Annotated in this window: 19 protein-coding genes; 4 read left to right on the forward strand and 15 right to left on the reverse strand. The window is 65.7% G+C overall.

The window, feature by feature from the left end; all coding sequences use genetic code 11:
* Window positions 1-53: 53 nt before the first annotated feature.
* A complete protein-coding gene (locus QO259_RS13010; RefSeq protein ID WP_285950272.1) occupies window positions 54-1,013 on the reverse strand; it encodes a tripartite tricarboxylate transporter substrate binding protein in 960 nt (319 codons plus the stop codon).
* Window positions 1,014-1,453: 440 nt separating this feature from the next.
* Between QO259_RS13010 and QO259_RS13015 the strand changes: the two genes are divergently transcribed.
* From QO259_RS13015 to QO259_RS13030, 4 genes are all read left to right on the forward strand, one after another.
* Window positions 1,454-2,092 (forward strand): 4-carboxy-4-hydroxy-2-oxoadipate aldolase/oxaloacetate decarboxylase, encoded by a 639-nt coding sequence (locus tag QO259_RS13015; protein ID WP_285950273.1) that lies wholly within the window; start codon window positions 1,454-1,456, stop codon window positions 2,090-2,092.
* A gap of 35 nt (window positions 2,093-2,127) precedes the next feature.
* Window positions 2,128-3,402 carry an alpha-hydroxy acid oxidase gene (locus QO259_RS13020; protein WP_285950274.1) on the forward strand — a complete coding sequence of 425 codons (1,275 nt, stop codon included), beginning with the start codon at window positions 2,128-2,130 and terminating at the stop codon, window positions 3,400-3,402.
* Window positions 3,403-3,488: 86 nt separating this feature from the next.
* A complete protein-coding gene (locus QO259_RS13025; RefSeq protein ID WP_285950275.1) occupies window positions 3,489-4,505 on the forward strand; it encodes a hydroxyacid dehydrogenase in 1,017 nt (338 codons plus the stop codon).
* A gap of 334 nt (window positions 4,506-4,839) precedes the next feature.
* Entirely contained in the window at window positions 4,840-5,838 is a 999-nt protein-coding gene (locus tag QO259_RS13030) for a LysR family transcriptional regulator (RefSeq protein ID WP_285950276.1), read from the forward strand.
* 24 nt (window positions 5,839-5,862) lie between these two features.
* On the opposite strand, the gene QO259_RS13035 is transcribed toward QO259_RS13030, so the two are convergent.
* The 14 genes from QO259_RS13035 to QO259_RS13100 form a co-directional block, all read right to left on the reverse strand.
* Window positions 5,863-7,122, reverse strand: coding sequence for a dicarboxylate/amino acid:cation symporter (locus tag QO259_RS13035; protein ID WP_285950277.1), 1,260 nt, complete (start codon window positions 7,120-7,122; stop codon window positions 5,863-5,865).
* Between the two features lie 60 nt (window positions 7,123-7,182).
* Window positions 7,183-8,388 (reverse strand): aminotransferase class I/II-fold pyridoxal phosphate-dependent enzyme, encoded by a 1,206-nt coding sequence (locus QO259_RS13040; RefSeq protein WP_285950278.1) that lies wholly within the window; start codon window positions 8,386-8,388, stop codon window positions 7,183-7,185.
* Entirely contained in the window at window positions 8,385-9,068 is a 684-nt protein-coding gene (locus QO259_RS13045) for an RraA family protein (RefSeq protein WP_285950279.1), read from the reverse strand. Before QO259_RS13045 ends, QO259_RS13040 begins: the two co-directional genes overlap by 4 nt.
* A gap of 110 nt (window positions 9,069-9,178) precedes the next feature.
* Complete coding sequence (gene gltS / locus QO259_RS13050) at window positions 9,179-10,360, reverse strand: sodium/glutamate symporter (protein ID WP_285950280.1); 1,182 nt, start codon at window positions 10,358-10,360, stop codon at window positions 9,179-9,181.
* Between the two features lie 323 nt (window positions 10,361-10,683).
* Window positions 10,684-11,640, reverse strand: coding sequence for a transaldolase (gene tal / locus QO259_RS13055; RefSeq protein WP_285950281.1), 957 nt, complete (start codon window positions 11,638-11,640; stop codon window positions 10,684-10,686).
* Window positions 11,641-11,752: 112 nt separating this feature from the next.
* Window positions 11,753-13,243: a xylulokinase gene (gene xylB, locus QO259_RS13060; RefSeq protein ID WP_285950282.1), complete on the reverse strand. Its 1,491-nt coding sequence runs from the start codon at window positions 13,241-13,243 to the stop codon at window positions 11,753-11,755.
* Between the two features lie 45 nt (window positions 13,244-13,288).
* On the reverse strand, window positions 13,289-14,764 hold the full coding sequence (locus QO259_RS13065) for a mannitol dehydrogenase family protein (protein ID WP_285950283.1): 1,476 nt from the start codon (window positions 14,762-14,764) through the stop codon (window positions 13,289-13,291).
* Window positions 14,765-14,885: 121 nt separating this feature from the next.
* Complete coding sequence (locus QO259_RS13070; RefSeq protein ID WP_353057286.1) at window positions 14,886-15,677, reverse strand: nucleoside triphosphate hydrolase; 792 nt, start codon at window positions 15,675-15,677, stop codon at window positions 14,886-14,888.
* A 91-nt stretch (window positions 15,678-15,768) separates the two neighbouring features.
* Window positions 15,769-16,518 carry a GolD/DthD family dehydrogenase gene (locus tag QO259_RS13075; RefSeq protein ID WP_285950284.1) on the reverse strand — a complete coding sequence of 250 codons (750 nt, stop codon included), beginning with the start codon at window positions 16,516-16,518 and terminating at the stop codon, window positions 15,769-15,771.
* Window positions 16,519-16,531: 13 nt separating this feature from the next.
* Entirely contained in the window at window positions 16,532-17,833 is a 1,302-nt protein-coding gene (locus QO259_RS13080) for a D-tagatose-bisphosphate aldolase, class II, non-catalytic subunit (RefSeq protein ID WP_285950285.1), read from the reverse strand.
* Window positions 17,830-18,846, reverse strand: a complete 1,017-nt coding sequence (locus QO259_RS13085; protein WP_285950286.1) for a sugar kinase — start codon at window positions 18,844-18,846, stop codon at window positions 17,830-17,832. The genes QO259_RS13080 and QO259_RS13085 overlap by 4 nt, the downstream gene beginning before the upstream one ends.
* 1 nt (window position 18,847) lies before the next feature.
* Complete coding sequence (locus QO259_RS13090) at window positions 18,848-19,630, reverse strand: L-iditol 2-dehydrogenase (RefSeq protein ID WP_285950287.1); 783 nt, start codon at window positions 19,628-19,630, stop codon at window positions 18,848-18,850.
* Between the two features lie 115 nt (window positions 19,631-19,745).
* Entirely contained in the window at window positions 19,746-20,420 is a 675-nt protein-coding gene (locus tag QO259_RS13095; RefSeq protein ID WP_207032274.1) for an HAD family hydrolase, read from the reverse strand.
* Between the two features lie 10 nt (window positions 20,421-20,430).
* Window positions 20,431-21,576, reverse strand: a complete 1,146-nt coding sequence (locus tag QO259_RS13100; RefSeq protein ID WP_285950288.1) for an ABC transporter ATP-binding protein — start codon at window positions 21,574-21,576, stop codon at window positions 20,431-20,433.
* Window positions 21,577-21,578 lie beyond the last annotated feature (2 nt).

Here is a 21,578-nt window from a genome sequence, read left to right on the forward strand (position 1 = left end):
GGCCGAGCCCGGAGCGGGAGGCAGGCGGCGGAGCGATTGCCCCGCCAGGGGCGTCAATCACTCCAGGGCGACTCGTTCCACAGCGCCTGGAAGCGCACCTGCAGATCCTCGAGCGTCTGCTGATAGGCGGTCGGATTCTGATAGTCGAGCGGCAGCGACTGCTGCGCGGCCGCCTTGCGGAAGTCCTCGTCCTGCATCGCGGTCGCGATGGCGCTGGAGAGTTTGTCGACGATCGGCCCCGGCACGCCGGCGGGAACGGCGATGCCGCGGTTGGAACCGATGATCAGCGGGTAACCCGCCTCGGCGGTCGTCGGCACGTCGGGCAGCTCCTTCGAGCGCTGCGCGGCGGCCTGGGCGAGCATTCTGACCCGCCCGGCCTTCACGTCGGACGCCGCCTCTCCGATGTTGAAGATGCCCAGGTCGATATGACCGCCCATCAGCGCCTGGCGCACATCGGCCGCGCCGGGGAACGGCACGTGGGTCATCTCGATGCCCGCCTGACGTTCCAGCGCCAGCGCCGCCAGATGATCGTCCGAACCGACCCCGGTGGTGCCATAGGTGATATCACCGGGATGCTGCTTGGCGTAGTCGACCAGCGCCGCCAGCGAGTCGAACTGGCTGTCCGGCGCCACATTGAAGCCATCGGGATCGTCGACGACGCTCGCCACCGGCTGGAAGTCGGCCAGCGTATAGCGCGTCTTGCGCTCGATGGGGATGGTCAGCACGTTGGGCGTGTTGATGAAACCGATGGTGTAACCGTCGGGCTGGGCGTTGGCGAGTGCCGTGAAGCCCACCTCACCACCGGCACCCGGCCGGTTGATCACGGTGATGTCGGTGCCCAGGGCTTTCTCGATGTAGGGCACCAGGGTGCGGGCAGCGATATCGGTGCCGCCCCCAGCGGAATACGCCACGATCATCTGGACGGCACGCTCGGGATAATCCGCCATGGCCGACAGCGGTGTCAGCACGAGGGCGGCGATGGCGAGTGTTCGGGTCTTCTTGCCGGGCTTCATTGGCTTCTCCTGGTTGACCGCCAGGGTCGTTCGTCGCGACCTGGCCTGGCGCGGTGCGCTGGCAGAGAGCCGTCGAGCACCCCGCCGTTATTGTTCTTTCATAAAAACAAAATCATCGAACCATAGCGGACACCCCGCCTCAAGCGTCGATTTCGTCGATGCCGCACCGGCGCTCAGAAAACCCACCAAGTGATTGTTTATTTTTGAAATTCATCATCATTAGACTTTTGTCTCGTATTGAAAAAACCGATCGCAGATAGACAGACCCTAAATATTGTTTTTTTATTGTACTAAGCGGGATGAATACGCCCCATCGCCGATCGAGCCACGACGACTGGCCCCAGACGCTTTTCATCAGGGCCTTTCACCAGGACTGTTCACGAGGGCTGTTCACCAGAACTATCCACCAGAACTATCCACCAGAACGACGGGAAGACGATATGACCTCGCAAGCCACGCTGGAGACGCTGAAGACCCTGGGCAGCGCAACGCTGCACGAAGCCCAGGGCCAACGCGGTGCCATGGACTGCGGTATCAAGCCACTCGACCCCACCTTGAGACTGGCCGGCAGAGCCCTGACCGTGGACTGCGCCCCCGGCGACAATCTGTTGATCCACTACGCCATCTCCCAGGCGAAGCCGGGGGACGTGCTGGTGGTCGATGCCAAGGGCTTCAGCGAAGGTGGCCCCTGGGGCGACATCCTGACCCTGGCCGCCAGTCTGGCGGGCATCCGTGGTCTGATCATCGACGGCATGGTGCGCGACGCCGATGCGATCATCGACTCCCGCTTTCCGGTGTTCTGCCGCGGCCTCTCGATCAAGGGCACCCACAAGCACCAGTCGGGCAAGGTCAACCACACCATCGTCTGCGGTGGCGTCTCGATTCGCCCCGGCGACCTCGTGGTCGGCGATCGTGATGGCGTGGTGGTGGTTGAGGCCGCGGAGCTCGATGAGGTCATCACCGCCGCCCAGGCCCGCGAAGAGAAAGAGGAGGCCTTCCGGCGCGAGCTGGAGCGAGGCGCCAGCACGCTGGACCTGCTCGACCTGCGCGGCACCCTCGCGCGGCTCGGCCTGCAGTGAGGCCGAACTCGCCGGCCGGGCCGAGGGAGAGCCCCATGTCGCTCTCCGCGCGGGCGCGTCACGCGCTGGTGAGGCGGCGGCTGGCACGCCTGCACAATCTGCACGACTTCGAGGCGGCCGCGCGACGCTACCTGCCGCGGGCGATCTTCGCCTATATCGCCAACTCGGCGGAGGACGGCCGCGCGTTCCAGGCCAATCGTGACGCCTTCGACGACTACGGCTTGGTGCCACGCGTCCTGGTGGATGTCTCCCGGGTCAGCCAGGAGACGACGCTGTTGGGCCAGCAGATGGCCTCGCCCTTGGGTATCGCGCCGATGGGGCTCGGCGCCTTGTGGGCCTATCGAGCGGATGTGGTGCTGGCCGACGCGGCACGCGCCGCGGGCATTCCCATGATCATGAGCGGCTCGTCACTGATCCGCATGGAAACCCTCGGCGGCCAAGGCGAGTCGACCTGGTTCCAGGCCTACCTCCCCGCCGGCCGGGAGGCCATCGAGGCGCTGATATCACGGGTACAGGCCGCGGGCTTCACCACGCTGGTGATCACCCTGGATACGCCTGTCGCCACCAACCCGGACAATCTCCGCCGGGCCGGCTTCTCCTCACCGCTGAAGCCCTCGCTCGGGCTCGCCTGGGATGGCCTCTCGCATCCCGGCTGGCTGTGCGACACCTTCCTGCGCACGCTGATGCGACACGGCATGCCCCACTTCGAGAACAACTACGCCTCGCGCGGCGCACCGATCTTCTCACCCCATGTCAATCGCGATATCTCCGACCGCGGCCACCTGAACTGGGACGATCTCGCGTTCATTCGCGAACGCTGGCCGGGTCGCCTGGTGCTCAAGAGCGTGCTGCATCCGGCAGATGCAGCCCGGGCCAGGGCACTCGGCGTGGATGCGCTGATCGTCTCCAACCACGGCGGCCGCCAGCTGGACGGCGCCCTCTCGCCGCTGCGCGCGCTGCCGGGCATCCTCGCCGCCGCCGGTGATCTGCCGGTCATGATCGACAGCGGCTTTCGGCGCGGCACCGACGTGCTCAAGGCCCTGGCGCTGGGGGCCGCCTGCGTGTTCATCGGCCGCCCCTTCGCCTATGCCGCCGCCGTGGGCGGCGAGGCGGGCGTGGCCCACGCCATCGACCTCATGACCGCCGAAATCCGGCGTGACATGGCGCTGCTGGGTATCACCCGGCTGGATCAGCTAGGCCGCGATCACCTGGCCGCGCTGACGATGCTGGGCGAGCGCGGCCTGGCCCAGCCCGCCGCAACGTGCGCCCGCGAGCCCCACACCGACCGCCCACTTCATGATCAGCCATAGAGGACCCAGCCTTGACCCAGCATCCCGAACTCACCCCACTTACATCACCCTCATCATCGGCCGGGCCACGCGCTGGTCACCGCTCGGTGTTCCGGCTCGACGTGTGGTACGACGTCTCGATGCAGCAGCGCTACGCCGACCGCCCGGACATCGCCCTGACCACCCTTCCCGTGGCCAGCGCCCCCGAGGATCACGCCGACACCCTGCGCCAGGCCCATGCCTATCAGGTCTCCTCGGCCAAGGATGAAACTCCCGCCCGCTGGTTCGCCGACGAGGAGCTCCTGGCCCACACGCCCAACCTGCTGTGCGTCTCGACCTCCGGCTCCGGCTACGACACCGTGGACGTCGCGGCCTGCACCCGGGTCGGCGTGCTGGTCATGAATCAGGCGGGCGCCAACGCCCAGTCGGTCGCCGAACACACCCTCGGATTGATGCTCGGCGTCAACAAGCGCCTTGCCGAGAGCGATCATCGCCTGCGCCGCGGCGGCGAGTTCTCGCGTGAGGATCTGATGGGTCGAGAGCTCTACGGCAAGACCCTGGGGCTGGTGGGAATCGGCCATATCGGCCGGCGTGTCGCCGAGCTGGCGCGCGCCTTCGGCCTGGACGTGATCGCCCATGACCCGCTGCTCGACGCCGAGACGATTCGCCAACGCGGCGCGCGCCCGGTGACGCTGGCGGTGCTGCTGGCCGAGGCGGACATCGTCTCCCTGCACTGCCCGCGCCAGGCCGACACCCTCGATCTCTTCGACGCGCACGCCTTCGCCGCGATGAAGCCGGGGGCGCTGTTCATCACCACGGCGCGCGGCGGCATCCATTCACAAGCGGCGCTGACGGCAGCCCTCGAGAGCGGGCATCTGGCCGGCGCCGGCATCGACGTCTGGGACATCGAGCCACCGCCGCGGGACCACCCGCTGCTGCAGATGCCCAACGTCATGGCGACCTACCACACCGCCGGGGTGACGCGGGAAGCACGGCGCAACATCGCCACCTGGGCGGCGGAGCAACTGATCGCGACCCTGGATGGCCAGGTACCGCCGCGCCTGCTCAACCCCGAGGCCTGGCCACGCTATGCCGAGCGCTACCGGCGAATACTGGAGCAGTGAACCCGCCACCCTAGCCACGCACATAGCAAAACACCCGGCACATGGCCGGGTGTTCAGCGCTGTAGCTTTGGTCAGTGGCGGCGTTCTAAATGACCTTGCGCCCCATCTCATCCTCGGTGGAAGAGAGCTGGGCCGCTCTATGTCAAAAGCTACCATAGGCTTCTGGGTACAGTGATACAGTCACATTAGCACAGTGATGAAAACTGACATCAGTGAGCCGATACCGATCTACTAGGACGTAAACATTGATGACCGAGACGGTCGCGCAGTGCTACAGATGGGGTTCAGTGCAGCTGATAACGCCTCTCTTCGCTCCCCCGCACCATTGAGCGGCATGATTTTAATTCGCTTTTTACGATACATTAAAAAAAATATTCATTCTTTTATTGAATGCTTTTCGCGCGGCCCCGAGGCTGAGGATTTTGCCATGATTACCTTCAAGCAGCTCGACGCCATCTACTGGGTCAGTGAGCTGGGCAGTTTCGAGGCGGCAGCCCACAAGCTGCATACCACGCAGTCAGCAATTTCCAAGCGCATCCAGGAGCTCGAGGATGCGTTTGGCGTGGCGCTGTTCGACCGCAGCCGGCGTTCGGCGCGCCTGACCGATAAGGGAGCTGAGCTATTGACGCTCTCCCGGGAGCTGCTGGAGCGGCGCGATCATCTGCTTGAGCGGATCAGCGATGAGTCGGTGATCCAAAGCCACTTTCGCATCGGTGTGACCGAACTCACTGGCCTGACCTGGTTGCCACAGTTGATCGAGAGCATTCGTGTGCGCTTCCCCCGTCTGAACATCGAACCGTCCATCGAACTCAGCAGTGATCTATTCGATAAACTCGAGCAAGACAAGCTGGACATGGTCGTCGTGCCCGACGTGTTCTCGGATACGCGCTTCGTGTCGCAGCCGTTAAAGAGCGTGGAGAATGCCTGGATGGCGGCGCCCGGTACGGTGGCGGAAGATCATATGCTGACGCTGGCGGAACTCGCCGAGTTCACCGTGCTCTCCCAGGGCAGCCACTCCGGCACCGGTCTGGTGTACGAGCGCTGGTTCTCCCAGCATGGAGTGCGTCTGCGCAACACCCTCGTCAGCGACTATCTGCTGGCACAGGTGGGCCTGACCCTGGCCGGGGTGGGCATCAGCTATCTACCCCGCCACTGTCTGCAGTTTCTAATCGACCGCGGAATGCTTCAGGTGCTGAATACCGCGCCAGGGCTGCCTCACGTGCGGTATTGCGCGCTCTACCGCGCCGATCGCCAGGCCAATCTCAACGACGCGATCGTCGAGCTGGCGAAACAGGCCTGCTGCTTCGACCAGCTCTATTTCAACTCTTACTGATGTCGTTGCCAGCGGATGCCCTTTTCAGGAGGCACCGTCGGCGGAGTGCGGGGCGGCCACCGGCGACGCAGCCCGATGAGTGTCCAGCAAACGTTCGCTCTTCGCCACCAGCAGCGCGCCGATCACGTCCCCGGAGACGTTGAGCGTGGTGTGGCCCATGTCGACGATGCGATAGATACCGGCGATCACCCCGACCAGCTCGAACGGCAGGTTCATCAGTTGCAGTATCAGCGTGCCCATGACGATGCCGCCGCCAGGGATGCCCGGTGCCGCCATCGAGAGGATGGTGCCGATGAAGATCACGTTCACCATCTGCGACAGACTCAGCGGCAGATCGTAGAAGCCCGCAGCAAAAACCACCAGCACCGAAAGATAAGCAGCGGCCCCCATCAAATTGATCGTGGCCCCCAGCGGCAGCATGAACGAGCACAGCCATTTCGGTACGCCGAGGTCCTGATTGGTGACCTTCATCGTCACCGGCAGCGTGGCGTTGCTGCTGGTGGTCGACAAGGTCATCAGCCAGATCGGCACCATCTTGCGTGCGAAGCGTGCGTAGGAGATTCGTGTGAACATCACCAGCAGGATCGATGCCACGATCCAGATCGCCAGCAACGAAGCGTAGTCCGCCAGCACAAACTTGCCGATTTGACCGAAGATATCGATGCCATAGTTGGCGACCGCGTACGCCATCAGCGCGAAGATACCGAGCGGAGAGACGGCCATGATCATATCGAGGATACGAAACGAGACCGCCGCGCCCTCGTCGAACAGCTCACGCAGCCTGGCGGCGCGCTCACCCAGCATGACCATGGCGACGCCAACCAGGATGGTAAACACGATCAACTGGATGACATTGCCACTGGCCATGGCTTCGACGGGATTGCTGGGAATCATCTGAAGCAGGAACTGGCCGATATCCAAACCGTTCGCTGCAGCATTCACTGGTGCATTAGCGTCAATATCTAGCCCCTGCCCGGGCTGAATGATGGAAGCGACGCTCAGTCCAATAACCCCGGCGACGACAGTCATCACTGTGTAGACCAGCAGCGTCTTGCCACCCACTCGCTTGAGCTGCTGAACATCGCCCATGTTGGCGATGCCGCCGGCCACCGAGAAGAAGATGATCGGCACTATGAGCATCTTGATGCCACTGATGAAAGCGTCGCCCAATGGCTTGATCGCCAAGGAGAAATTAGAGAACAGTAAACCGCAGGCAATGCCCAGCACGAAGCCGATGAAAATTCGCACGGGCAAGCCCCGAGCGCCTCGGATAGTGATCGTCATAAGAACCTCGTTGTCGTCATTGTGAATTGTTAGATTGTTTCCATCAGGGTTCCGCTCACATCAGCGCAACGCACGGCATGCTTCGCCGAGCCTTCGACATCCCTCTTGAATCGCCTCCTCCCCGATAGCGAAGGAGACTCGGACATAGGGGGACAGCCCGTAGGCCTTGCCGCTGACCCCCGCCACCCCGACCGATTCGAGCCAGTAGAGCACCACGTCGTCGTCACTCTGGAGCCGCTGCCCCGTCGGAGTCTCTCGCCCGATCAGACCACCAACATCGAGATAGACGTAGAAGGCGCCATCTGGGGCGAAACTACTTACACCTATCACCGACTGAATTCCCTCTAGCATCAGCCGTCGACGCTCGGTGTAACGCGCAGCCATCTCACGTACCGGTGCCTGGTCACCGGCGAAGGCCGCCACCGCGGCGGCCTGGCTGAGAGAACTCGGGCAGGTCGTCGTCTGAGAGATCAGCTTGACGATCGCCCGGACCAGATCGCGCGGCCCGGCGCCGAAACCGATGCGCCAGCCGGTCATGGCGTAGCCCTTGGAAGCGCCGTTGACGATCAGCGTGCGTGCCTTGAGATCTGGCGCGACGTTGACCAAGGAGAGATGACTCGCCGGCGCATAGACGAAGTGCTCGTAGATCTCGTCGGAAATCACGCCCACATGGGGGTTCTCGCGCAGCACAGCCGCCAGAGCATCGAGTTCAGCCGCGGTATAGACCGCACCGGTGGGATTGGACGGCGTATTGAGCACCAGCCAACGTGTTTTGTGGGTAATCGCGCTGGCCAAGGCCTTCGCCGAAAGTTTGAAACCACAGGCAGCATCGCAGATGACGATGCGCGGCACGCCTTCGTTGAGCGCGACGAGGTCGGGGTATGAGACCCAATAGGGCGCCGGCACGATCACCTCATCGCCGGGGTTCAACGTTGCCGCCAGAGCGTGATAGAGGATGTGCTTGCCACCGGCACCGATTACCACTTCGTCGCGGGCGTAGCCAAGATTGTTGTCACGTGCGAGCTTGTCGGCGACTGCCTGACGAAGCGCCTGCGTACCGGCCGACGGCGTGTAGTGGGTATCGCCCGCTTTCAGCGCCGCGATCGCCGCTTCGGCGATGTGTGCCGGCGTATCGAAGTCGGGTTCGCCGATGGTGAAGTTGACGATGTCCCTGCCCTGGGCGCGCAGTTCGGTGACGCGGGCATTGGCTTCGACGCTGGGTGACGGCTGGATGCGCGCAAGGCGATCAGCAAACTGCTGGCTCATGCGGACTCCCTGCCGTAGTCGAGCCCCTGCGCCGACAACACAGCGTCGAGCCAGCGCTGGTGGTGCGCGCCGGTGGCGATCTCCTCCATGATGCCGACCTCCTTGCGCGCGCTGGCGCGAGCCGCCGCGATCAGCGGCTCCGCCTCCGTCTGTGAAAACGTGACCAGGCCATCCGCATCGCCGACAACGATGTCGCCCGGATTGACCACCTGACCACCGACCGAGACCGGCACGTTGAGTGCGCCGGGGCCGTGCTTGTACGGGCCACGATGCACGGCACCCCGGGCGTAGCACGGCATGCTATCGCTGGCGAACGCCTCCACGTCGCGAATGGCGCCGTCGACCACGAACCCCGCACAGCCGCGCTGCTGGGCGTAAAGCTTGATCAACTCGCCGATCAGCGCGTTGTCGAGATGTCCCCCGCCTTCGAGCACCAGGACATGCCCGTGACGGATCAGCGTCAGTGCCTGGTAGACATAGAGGTTGTCACCGGGACGGCACCTGACCGTGAACGCGGTGCCGACCAGTTTCGTGCCGTCGTGGTGGGGCGTGAGCCCCCGAATGCCGCTCAAGCGATCAAGGTTGTCACTAAGGTGCGGTGTGACGATGCTCTGAAGCGCCTCGATAAGCGCAGGATCGGCCAACGTGGGAACGGTAGAAACATGGGGGTGAAGGCTCATGTCGGACTCCAGGCTTGTGGTTTCGATCACGGTAAGCGACGGCAATAAACTCAAAAAGCGATATTTTTATATCTTTAAATATTCTTTTTAAGAATATTTAACGTACACTGTCACGCGAACAGATTGATGAACAGCGTGATGACCAGCGGGTTGAAGATGTTAATGAACACCACGGTGATGATCGGTAGCACGAACCACGCCCGAGGCGCGGGCCCCCGGTCCTCGATGACCGCGGACATGTTCGCCAAGGCGTTGGGCGTCTGGCCCAGCCCCACGCCACAATGCCCCGCCGCCATCACGGCCGCGTCGTAGTCTCTCCCCATACACCGAAAGGTAACGACATAGGCATAGAGCGCCATGACCGTCATTTGCGCCAGGAGAATGAGTACCATGGGCAGCGCCAGCCCAATCAGCGCCGCGATGTTGAGGCTCATGAGCGTGATCGAAAGGAAGAGATTGAGCGAAATGTCCCCTATTACATCGATCTCGGGCATGCGCAGCGAGAACCGGCCCGCGTCGGCAAAATTACGTACCAGCGCGCCGCCGAACAGGCAGCCGACGTAATAGGGGAATTGGATTCCCGTCAGATTGAGCAACCAGGAGATCACGGTACCGATGGCGGCGGCGATCAGAATGACCAGGGTCGACCGGAACAACCCGCTACCGGTCAACGGGATCGACGCTTCTGTCGACTGAACGTCATAGCTCTCTTTTCCCGCCGACCGCAGACCGTGCCGGTCAATCAGGCGTTTGGCAACGGGGCCACCGATGAGACTGCCCATCAGCAACCCGAAGGTGGCCGCGGCGATGCCGATCGTCGTCGCGCCAACTGCACCGGCCGCTTCCAGCGTCGGCCCGAATGCTGCGCCCGAACCGACACCACCGGACATCGAGATGGAACCCATGGCGATGCCCAGCAATTCATTGATGCCCAGCAATCGGCTTAAGCCCACCCCAACGAGGTTCTGGATCACAAGAAAAGCCACCGCGATGACTGCAAGCAGCGCACCTTGCCGGCCACTGAAGCGAATCAACGCGGCGCTGACCGTGAACCCCACGCAAGTGAAGAACAGGTTCATGAAAAAGTTCTGCAGGGTCTTGTCGAAATGCACCTCTACCCCGCCCCCCTGGGACATCGCGAATAACAGCAGGCTGACGATAAGCCCGCCGATGACCGGTGCCGGAATGAAAAAGTGTCTAAGCAACGTTACCCGCTGCTTGATCGACATAGCAAAGAAATAGACCACTGCCGCGATGCCCGCGGTCTGGATGACATCAAATGTGACAGCCATTACCCACCCTCCTCAAGATTCGTCGTCAGCACGATGATAGGGATCAAACCGTGCAAGCGGGCGCATTATCGGAGAAGGGGAGCAACGAAAAAAATGAACCTAAGTATTTTTTTTATTGCGAACTAAAAAAGCAACCGACTAGAATAAATCAATTTAAATCTCTATATCGGGATTTATGTTCGGGTAAAAACATGCCCTTTATCGATAATTTAAAACGCAATGCAGAATACTATTCTGGAAGCACTATGATGGCATCCCCGCATAGCAAAACACCCGGCACATGGCCGGGTGTTGGGGTCTAGCACGAGCAACCGAGAGGCGTATCAGGCGAGGCGCTTGGCCAGCAGCCCTTCGAGCTTCTTCTGGTCGGCGGCGAAGTTGCGAATGCCTTCGGCGAGCTTTTCGGTCGCCATGGCGTCTTCGTTGTGCTCCCAGCGGAACTGGGCTTCGCCGATCCGGCCCGGGTGCTCGGCACGATCGCTCTCATCGGTGACCTTGCGCGTCACCTCACCTTCGGTGGATGAAAGCTCTTCCAGCAGGGCCGGCGAGATGGTCAGGCGGTTGCAGCCCGCCAGCGCCAGGATCTGGTCGGTATTACGGAAGCTGGCGCCCATCACCACGGTCTGGTAGCCGTAGCGGCTGGCGTAGTCGCAGACACCGCGCACGAACTTGACCCCCGGATCTTCGTCCGGCGCGTAGGAGTCGGTACCGGTGGCCTTCTTGTACCAGTCGGTGACGCGACCCACGAAGGGCGAGATCAGGAACACCCCGGCCTCGAAGCAGGCACGCGCCTGGGCATCGGAGAAGAGCAGCGTCAGGTTGCAATTGATGCCCTCTTTCTCGAGCTTCTCGGCGGCACGAATGCCTTCCCAGGTGGAAGCGAGCTTGATCAGCACGCGATCCTTGGAGACCCCCTGCTTCTCGTAGAGCGAGATCAGGTGATGGGCCTTGTCGATGCTGGCCGCTTCATCGAAGGAGAGCTTGGCCGCGACTTCGGTGGAGACGCGCCCCGGTACGATCTTGGTGATCTCGGTACCCATCGCCACCGACAACCGGTCGACCGCCTCTTCGATGCGCGCATCGGGGTCGGAGACCTCGGACTTCACTGCAGCCAGGGTCTCGTCGATCAGGTCCTGATAGCCGTCGAGATCGAAGGCCTTGAGAATCAAAGACGGATTGGTCGTAGCATCGTGCGGCTGATAGCGCCGGATGGCGTCGAGATCGCCGGTGTCGGCCACGACCATGGAAAGCTGTTTGAGAGAGTCGAGCTGCTGTGTCATGAATCGCTCCATCGTCTTGATGTGTGGATTGCACCCCTTCGCAATCCCAATCCCTAAAGGATAACACTGATCCGCCGGGCTCGCCGGGCGATCACACCTCGATCCGGCAGGCTCAGTCGGCGATCGCATACTGCGCCGCCAAGGTCTCGCGATAGTGGCGATAGAGGGTGTGATAGCGCGCCACCACCTCGGGGCGCGGCCGTGTCAGCGTGGTCTCGTCCAGCGCCACCCAGGCCTGGCACAGCGCGGCGAGATCGATGTCAGCGTCGCGCCGGTCGCACCAGCGCGCCTGAATCGCACCGCCGAAGGCGGCGGCTTCGGTCACCACCGGACACACCACCTCCACATCCAGCACGTCGGCGACGATCTGGCGCCACACCGCGCTCTTGGCGCCACCGCCGACCAGGCGCACCTGGGTCGCTTGATCGGCCAGCGGCCCCAGCAGCTCGAGCCCGTAACGCAGACCGTAGGTGGCGCTCTCCACCGCCGCCCGGCACAGGTTGGCGGGGCGCGTATTGAGACTGGTGAGGCCGTGCAGGCTGGCGTGGGCCTGGGGCAGCGCCGGTACCCGTTCGCCGCTGAAGAACGGCAGCAGGGTGACACCGCCGGCGCCTGGCTCGGCGCTCTCGACCGCGCGATTGAAGCCGGCGATATCGAGCCCCACCAGCTCCCGTATGGTGGTGGTGGCGGAGGTCACGTTCATGGTGCAGATCAGCGGCAACCAGCCGGCGTGGCTGGCGCAGAAGTTGGCCACCATGGCACTGTCGGGCACCACCGGCTCCGGCGAGTGCACGGCGATGGTGCCCGAGGTGCCGAGACTGATGGTCACCCGCCCGGGCACGATGTTGCCGGTGCCGATCGCGCCCATCATGTTGTCGCCGCCGCCGCTGGCGACCAGCACGTCCTCGCCCAGGCCCAGCTCACGGGCGAGTTCGGGGCGTACCGTACCGGCCGCTTCGCGCGAATCGATCAGCCGCGGCAGCACCTGCGCCGGGTCGAGCTCCGGGGCAATGGTCGCGAACACATCGTGGCGCCACTGGCGGGTTCGGGTGTCGAAGTAGCCGGTGCCGGAGGCGTCCCCGGCTTCGGCCACGCGCTCGCCGGTGAGCCAGAAGTTGAGATAGTCGTGCGGCAGCAGCAGCGTGGCGATGCGCGCGTAGGCCTCGGGATGGGTCTCGCGCAGCCAGGCGACCTTGGAGGCGGTGTAACCGGTCTGCAGCACCAGGCCCAGCTTGTCGAGACAGCCCGCCTCGCCGCCGAGCCGTTCGATAAGATCCGCGTTCCAGGCCGCGGTCTCGGTATCGTTCCAGAGTTTGGCCGGATGCACCGCCACGCCGGCGGCATCCAGCGCCACCATACCGTGCTGCTGGCCCGAGATGCCGATCGCGCGCACGGCGCGGCCGTCGACCCCGGCCTGCGCCAGGGCTTCGTCGAGGGCGCCACGAAAGGCGTCGGTCCAGCTCTCGACGCGCTGCTCACGGCGCCCGTTGTCGCCCTGATCCAGCGCGTGAGGTCGCGACGCCTCGCCGACGATCCGCCCGTCCGCACCGTCGACCAGCACCACCTTGGTGCTCTGAGTGCCGCAATCCACGCCGATGTACATGCTGGTTTCCTTGTCTGTGTTGTCGCGGGTCCGGGGTATCGCGTATCAGGCGCCGATCAGGTGCTCGACGCAGGCGCGGGCGCCGTCGCGGTGCAGCCGTTCCAGGGCGTCGAGATAGGCCGCGCGAAAGCGTGGGTCGTCGGCCAGATCGCCGAACAGCTGGCGGTTCTCGATGAATGCCGTGGGTTCATCGCGGTTGCGCTGGGCGATCGCCATCAGCGAATCCTTGAGCCGGTCGACCACCTCGATCGGCGCGCCCTGCTCGTCGACCCCTTCGGCATAGCGCGCCCAGCTGGCGACCACCGCCGCGCTGAGACGGATATCGCCATCCTGGGCCAGTCGCTCACGGATCACCGGTACCAACCACTTGGGAATGCGATCCGAACTCTCCGCGCAGAGCCGCGCCAGGGTGTCCTTGATCTCCGGATTGGCGAAACGCGCGATCAGGGTGTGCTTGTAGGCGTCGAGATCGACCCCCGGCACCGGCGAGAGCGTCGGCGTCGCCTCGCGATCCATGTAGGCGAGCAGGAAATCGACGAAGGTTCGATCCTGACACACCTCATGGGCGTAGCGGTAGCCTGCCAGATAGCCGAAGTAGGTCAGCGCCTGGTGGCTGGCGTTGAGCAGACGCAGCTTCATCAATTCATACGGAATGACGTCCTCGACCACCTGCACCTCGACCGTCTCGAAGGCCGGCCGGCCGAGGCTGAAATGATCCTCCAGCACCCACTGGGTGAAGGGCTCGCACACCACCGGCCAGCGGTCCTCGAGGCCGAAGCGCTCGGCGATCTCGTCGATGTCGGCGGCGGTGGTGACCGGCGTGATGCGATCGACCATCGAGTTGGGGAAGCGCACCTCGGCCTCGACCCAGGCGCCGAGTTCGGGGTCGCGGGCGCGGGCATAGGCGACGAACATCTTGTGCGCGACTTCGCCGTTGCCCTGGATGTTGTCGCAGGACATCAGCGTGAACGGCGCGATGTCACGCGCCCGACGCCGCGCCAGCGCCTCGATGACGATGCCGAAGGTGGTCCGCGGCGTCTGCGGCGAGGCCAGGTCGTGCTGCACATCGGGGTTGTCGAGATCGAACTCGCCGGTGACATGGTGAAAGTTGTAGCCGCCCTCGGTGACCGTCAGCGACACGATGCGGATGCGCGGATCGGCCAGGGTCTCGAGCACCGCCTCGATATCGTCCGGGGCGTAGAGATAGTCGACGATCGAGCCGATCACCCGCGGCTGGTACTCGCCGTCGGGGTGCTTGACCACCAGCGTATAGAGGTGGTCCTGAGCCGCCAGCGCCGCCTGCATGCGCTTGTCGCCCGGCATCACCCCGACCCCGACGATGCCCCAGTCGAGCGCCTCGCCGCGGTTCATCAGGGTGTCGAGGTACATCGCCTGGTGGGCGCGGTGAAAGCCACCCACGCCGAAGTGGACGATACCCGGCGTGACCCGATCACGCGCATAGCTCGGGGTCGCCACGGCGGCATCGAGCTGGGTCAGATTGGCTTGGTTGAGTGCGGTCATCGGGGGTCTCCTTGGGCCGGCCACGGCCTGTATCCGTGTTGCCGCGCGCCCGGCGGCGCTGGGGCTTGAGCATGGGTGTGGCCCGCGCGACGCGGGCTCGGGATGAAACGACGCTTCGGCGTCAGCCAGCGGGGCCGGGTGAATCCGATACTCTGCTTGAACCCGCGGTATCGATTGAACCCGCGGTATCGGACGAATCAGCGATAGCCGGCGCGCCCAAGGTCTCGGGCGCGTCCGACGTGCCGGCCAGAAAGTGCCAGTGCCAGTCCGGCGCCACCGAGTGGGCCTTGATCAGCTGGGCGTTGAGCATGTCCTTTGCATGGGTACGCCTGGCCGCCTCCGCCGCATCCTGGCCGAGGTCGTGCCAGCGCTGGAGCAGTCGCTCGACGAGCACCGCGTCGGGCACCTCGATGAACAGCGTGAGGTCGAAGAACGAGCGCAGCGCCCGCCAGGGCGCGCGGTCGAGCAGCAGATAGTTGCCTTCGACCAGCACCAGCCGGTGGCCGGGCTGGATCAGTCGTGCACCGGCCCGGGCCAGGTCCAGCGGGCGGTCGAACAGCGGTACCGCCACCGGGCCATCGTCGCGCCGCAGTCTGGCCAGGTCGTGGCTCAGCCCGGCGACATCGAAGGTCTCCGGTGCGCCCTTGATGTCGAGTCGACCCTGGGGAATCAGCACCGCGTTGTCGAAGTGGTAGCCATCCATCGGCACCAGCGCGACATAGCCCGGACGCAGCGCATCGATGCGCGCGCACAGCGCCTCGGCGAGGGTCGACTTGCCCGCCGCCGGCGGCCCGGCGATGGCGACCAGGGTGCGCCGCTCGGCGCGGGAAGCCGCCAGCACGCGCTCGGCCATCACTTCGAGCGATGGCGACATGGGCAGCGCCGAGCCCGTGGCGTCAGGCGTGATCGACATGCGTCTGCTCCTCTGCGTAGATGGTGTGATGACCTGATGTGATGACGTATGGGTCCGTCCATGACATGTCAGCAGGTCATTAGCTGATGTATCAGCAGGCGGTGTAGCCGCCGTCGATGCGCAGATCGGCGCCGTTGATCATCGCCGCCTCCCGCGAGGCCAGGAACATCACCCCGTGGGCGATCTCGGCCGGCGTGGCGAAGCGCCGGGTGGGGATCAGCGCCTTCATCCGTTCGCCCTTCTCGCCGGCCCAGCCGTAGCGCCCCAGCTCGGTGTCGACCACGGTCGGCGACACCGCATTGATGGTGATCCCGCGCGGCCCCCACTCCAGCGCCAGCGTGCGGGTCAGCCCGAGCACGCCGGACTTGCTGGTACAGTAGGCGAGATGCCCTTCGAGCCCGACGCTGGCGGCCTGGGAGGCAAGATTGACGATGCGCCCGTAGCCCGCCGCCAGCATCTGCCGCCCCACCGCGCGGCAGCCGAAGAAGACCCCGCGCAGGTTGACCGCCTGGGTGGCGTCCCACAGCGCGGTCTCCATCGCCTCGGCCGCCGCCAACGGGCCGATACCGGCATTGTTGACCAGTACGTCGATACGCCCGAACCGCGCGACGGCGCGTTCGACCAGCGCCTCGACAGCGGCCTCGTCGGTAATGTCGAGTACCGCGGCCAGAGGCTCGCCTGCCAGCCCCGCCGCCACGGTCTCGATCTCGGCCTGCTTGTCGACCAGCACCAGACTGGCGCCGGCGGCGGCGAAGCGCTGGGCGAGTTCGCGACCGATGCCGCTGGCCGCCCCGGTGATCATCACCACGCTGGCGCTGAAGTCGAACTGCACCTGGGTCATCGCATCATCCTCATCATGAATCGCACGCGGGAGTATCGGCGGTGTCCTGGCAGGCCCGGGCGTAGGCGTCGAGCACGCCCTCGATATGCCAGCGCACCAGCGCACGCGGCTCGGGGGCGAGCCGGCCGACGCGGATCGCCCGATACGCATCGGGCAGGTACTGGCTGATCAACGGCAGTGGCAGCGGATGCGCTTCCAGCGCGGCGAACAGCGACTCCACCGTGGCCGCGACCGCGGGCACGCCCCAGTAGTAGCGGATGCGGTCGCTCAGGCTGTAGCGCCGGGCGAAACGCTGCTCGGCAGGGTCGCCGGGGTAGTAGGCGCGCCAGTAGCGCGGCTCGTCGAGCATCGCCCGCTCGACCGCGGCGTCCAGATCCGGCGCCTCGATACCCGGGGTCTCGGCGGCGATGGCGGCCAGGGCGAACAGCGCCTCGCGCATGGCGAAGGTCAGCGCGGGGCCGACCTTGAGAATGGCGAAGTGCCCCGCGACCAGCGCGCGGTAGGCCGCCGGCGTCTGGTAGTCGGTGGAGTGCGCCTCGAACACCAGATCGGGCCAGTCGAGGATCGCCTGGCTCAGCGCCCGGGCACCGGCCGGGTCGAAATCGACCACCTCGGCGTGGCCGAACTCCACGCCCGGCTGCACCACCACGCCGCGTACCCGGCGCCAGGCGTCGTCGAGCCCCTCATCGGCGAAGCGCGCGGCGTGAACCGCCAGCGTGCTCGCCAGATCGGCGGTAGTGGTGACCGCCACGCCCTCGAGCCGCTCATGGGCACCGCCGGGGGTCGGCACCTCGGTACCGATCACATAGCGCAGCTCGCCGCGGCGCTCACCGGCAGCGGCCTCGGCAGCGTGACACAGGCGCGCGGCGCGCGCCGCGATCTCGGCATCGTCGAGCGCCGCGGGGTCGTCGGCACAGCCCATGCTGGCGTCCAGATGCAGCTTGGTGAAGCCCGCCGCGGCGTAGGCCGCGACCAGCGTCTCGGCGCGTGCCATCGCCTCGGCGGCGGGCAGGTGCTGCCACGGCGAGGGGCCCAGGTGGTCACCGCCCAGGATCAGGCGGGCCGGGTCGAACCCGCGTCGCGTGGCGATCGCCACCACCCGCGCGCGAAAGTCTTCGGGGGTCTGGCCGGTATAGCCGCCCTCCTGGTTGACCTGGTTGCAGGTCGCCTCGATCAGCAGCGGCGAGCCATCGGCCAGGGCACGGTCGAAGGCCGCCTCGAGCACCAGCGGATGCGCCGAGCAGACCGAGTAGATGCCGCTGGGCCGCCCGGCGCGGTTGGCGGCGACGATGGCGTCGAGCAGATGGCCACTCATGTGAGATCTCCATGGGATGCGATCAGGGCGTCGAGGGTGGTGCGGTCGCTGGCCCCCTCCATGGGGCCGATCCGGGTCACCGCGTGGGCGCCGGCGGCGCTGGCCAGGGTCAGGGCGCGGGGGAGCGAATCACCGGCGGCGAGTGCGGCGATCAGCGCCCCGCCAAAGCAGTCTCCGGCCCCCGTGGGGTCGCGCTCGGTCACGCTGAAGGCGCCCACGCGCTGGTGCTCACCGGCACGAAAGGCCTCGCTGCCACGCTCGGCGCGCTTGAGCACCAGCAGCGACAGGCGCTTGGTCGCCAGCAGCCGGGCCACGGTGTCGGCCTCCGTTTCACCCTCGCTCTCGCTCTGAACCGCGCCCTGGCCCTCGCCCTGGCCCTCGCCCTGCCCCAGCCAGGCGATGTCGGCCTCGCTGGGCAGGAAGATGTCGCAGTCGTCGACCCGGCGCAGGACCGCCTCGCGGCTGGCCGGGTCGCGCATCAGCTCCGGGCGGATATTGGGATCGAAGCTGACCTGCCCACCGCGGGCGTGGACCCGCTCGACCAGGGCATCGATCAGCGCGATCGCCTCGGGCGAGGTGAGCGAGGAGCCCATCACGTGCAGGTAGCGGGTATCGGCGAGCCGGGCGAGCCCGGCCTCGTCGAGCGCCAGCCGCGCCGCCGCGCTGTGCGCCAGGTTGAACACGAAGTCACGCTCGCCGTCATCGCGGTAGCGCACGAAGGCGGTGCCGGTGGGGCGCTCGGGATCGCAGGCGACGGCACCGATATCGATGCCGTCGGCGGTCAGGCGTTCACGGATCAACTCGCCGAAACCATCCGCCCCGACGCAGCCGGCATAGGCGACCCGGGCGCCCATGCGTGCCGCCTGGGAGGCGAAGATCGCCGGCGCCCCGCTGGGAAAGGGGCCGAGAAAGCGCCCCGCCTCGGTGAAGCGCTGGCCGCGGCGCTCGGCGACGAACTCGGCGAGCAGCTCCCCGGCGGTGACGATGTCGAAGGTGGGCGTGGTGTCGGCCATGTCAGCTCATCCAGTTGCCGCCATCGACATTGAGCGTCTGCGCCACCACGTAATCGCTGTCGGCACTGGCCAGGAACACCGCCGCGCCCACGTGATCCTCCGGGCGCCCCATGCGGCCGTAGGGCACCGCCTCGCCGACCAGACGCTTCTTCTCCCCCGGCGGGCGCCCCTCGTAGCGGGCGAACAGCGCGTCGACCTCGTCCCACATCGGGGTGTCGACCACCCCCGGGGCGATGCCGTTGACGTGGATACCGTGCTTGATCAGGTCGAGCCCGCAGGACTGGGTCAGGCTGATCACCGCGGCCTTGGTGGCACAGTACATGCTCACCAGCGCCTCGCCGCGGCGCCCGGCCTGGGACGCCATGTTGATGATCTTGCCACCTTCACCGCGCTCGACCATGTGCGCCGCCACCGCCTGCAGGGTGAAGAAGGTGCCCTTGACGTTGACCGCGAACTGCTTGTCATAGCTCGCCTCGCTGACCTCGAGCACCGGCGCCATGTCGAATACCGCGGCGTTGTTGACGAGGATGTCGATCGGCCCCAGGCGCGCCTGGACCGCCTCGATCATCGCCGTGCGCGATTCACTGCTGCAGATATCCAGACGCACCGCCATCACCGCATCACCGTGACGCGCGGCCAGCGTCTCCGCGGCCTGTTCGGCGGCGGCGAGATCGATATCGGCGATCGCTACCCGCGCGCCCTCTTCCAGATAGCGGCTGACGATCGCCAGCCCGATGCCACGGGCCCCACCGGTCACCACTGCCGTGCGCCTATCGAGTTTCATCGCAATATTCCTGTGTTGATCACGCAGTCGTTGATAGCCCAAATCTTTGATAGTCAGCCTTTGATAGCCAGTCTCTGATAGACAGCCTTTGATGAAGCGGGCGTGGATGGCCCGCTCAGGCGGCGCGCCAGCGCTGCCAGCGGGCGACCAGCTCGCCAAGCCCGGTCATGTGCTCGAGCGTTGCCCAGGCCCCGGCGTCGCGCAGCCGTTCGGCGTGCCCGGCGTCGATATGGCTGGCACCGGTGAAACCGATGACCGTCATCCCGGCGGCACAGGCGGCGCGGGTCCCGGAGACGCTGTCTTCCACCACTAGGCAGTCGGCCGGCGCGGTGGCGAGCGTTTCCGCCGCCAGCAGATAGACGTCCGGCGCCGGCTTGGGTCGCGCCACCTGTTCGGCGGTGAACAGCGGCGCTGCCCCCAGCCGCGTGTCGAGCCCGGTGTGGGAGAGCGAGGCGAGCACCCGCGCGCGGCGGCTGTTGGAGACGATCGCCAGCGGCAGATCGAGACCGTCGATCGCCTCGCTGATGCCGGCGATCGCCTTGAGCTCGCCGGCCAGCCTACGTTCGATGGCCGCATCGATGCTGAGCAGCGCATCCGGCGGCAGCTGGTGCACGCTGAGCCCCTCCAGATGGGCCAGGATCCCCGCCGTGGTCATGCCCAGCGCACCGCGCAGCTCGTGCTCGGCGGCCAGGTCCGGCAGCCAGGCCGCGAGCTGCTCGTGCAGCACGCTTTCGGCGATGGTCTCGCTGTCGACCAGCACCCCATCGCAGTCGAAAATCAGTAACCCCATGCCACCCTCCTCAGGACGCATCGGCAGCGGTCGAGGCGCGGTTCTGGCGCCGCTCGACATCGACCAGCGGGTGGCGCTCGAGGTGGCTCAGGGCCAGGCCATCGTGCGCGAACAGATGCGCCCGCGCCGGGGCGAAGCCGAAGCGCACGCTGTCGCGCACGCGGTGGGCGACTTCGCCGTCGGTGACCAGAATCCACTCCTCGCCATGGCACTGCACGTAGAGTGAGGTGACCCCGCCGAGGCGTTCGATCACCGTGATCTCGCCCTCCAAAGGGCCGGCCTCGTCGAGGGCCAGGTGTTCGGGGCGGATGCCCAGGCTCAGGGTATCGCCGGCCTGGCAGCCGCTGCCGTCCACCGGTACCGCGTACTCGCCGCCGCCGGGCAGGCGCACCGAGACGCCCTCGCCGCGGGCGTCGCGCACCTCGACATCGATGAAGTTCATCTTCGGTGAACCGATGAAGCCGGCGACGAAGCGGTTGCGCGGGTGGTGGTAGAGCTCCATCGGTGAGCCCACCTGCTCGACGATGCCGCCCTGCAGCACCACGATCTTGTCGGCCATGGTCATCGCCTCGATCTGATCGTGGGTGACGTAGATCATGGTGGCGTCGAGCTCTTCGTGCAGACGCGCCAGCTCGATGCGCATCTGCACCCGCAGCGCGGCGTCGAGGTTGGAGAGCGGCTCGTCGAACAGGAAGATGCTGGGGTTGCGCACGATCGCGCGGCCGATCGCCACGCGCTGACGCTGGCCGCCGGAGAGCGCCTTGGGCTTACGCTCGAGCAGGTTCTCGAGCTGCAGGATGCGCGCCGCCTCGAGCACCTTTTCACGCCGTTCGGCCTTTGGCACCTTGGCCAGGCGCAGGCTGAAGCCCATGTTGTCCTCGACCGTCATGTGCGGGTAGAGCGCATAGCTCTGGAACACCATCGACAGCCCGCGTTCGGCCGGGCCGACCTCGTTCATGCGCTGGCCGTCGATCAGGATGTCACCGCTGGAGACGCTCTCCAGCCCGGCGATCATGCGCAACAGGGTCGACTTGCCGCAGCCGGAGGGGCCGACGAAGACCACGAACTCGCGATCCTTGACCTCCAGGTCGACCCCCTTGATGACCTGCGTGCCGGCGAAGTCCTTGACGATATTGTTGAGTTCGAGCGTTGCCATGA

It is taken from the genome of Salinicola sp. JS01 (assembly GCF_030284585.1).
In the GTDB taxonomy this organism is placed as follows: Bacteria; Pseudomonadota; Gammaproteobacteria; order Pseudomonadales; family Halomonadaceae; genus Salinicola.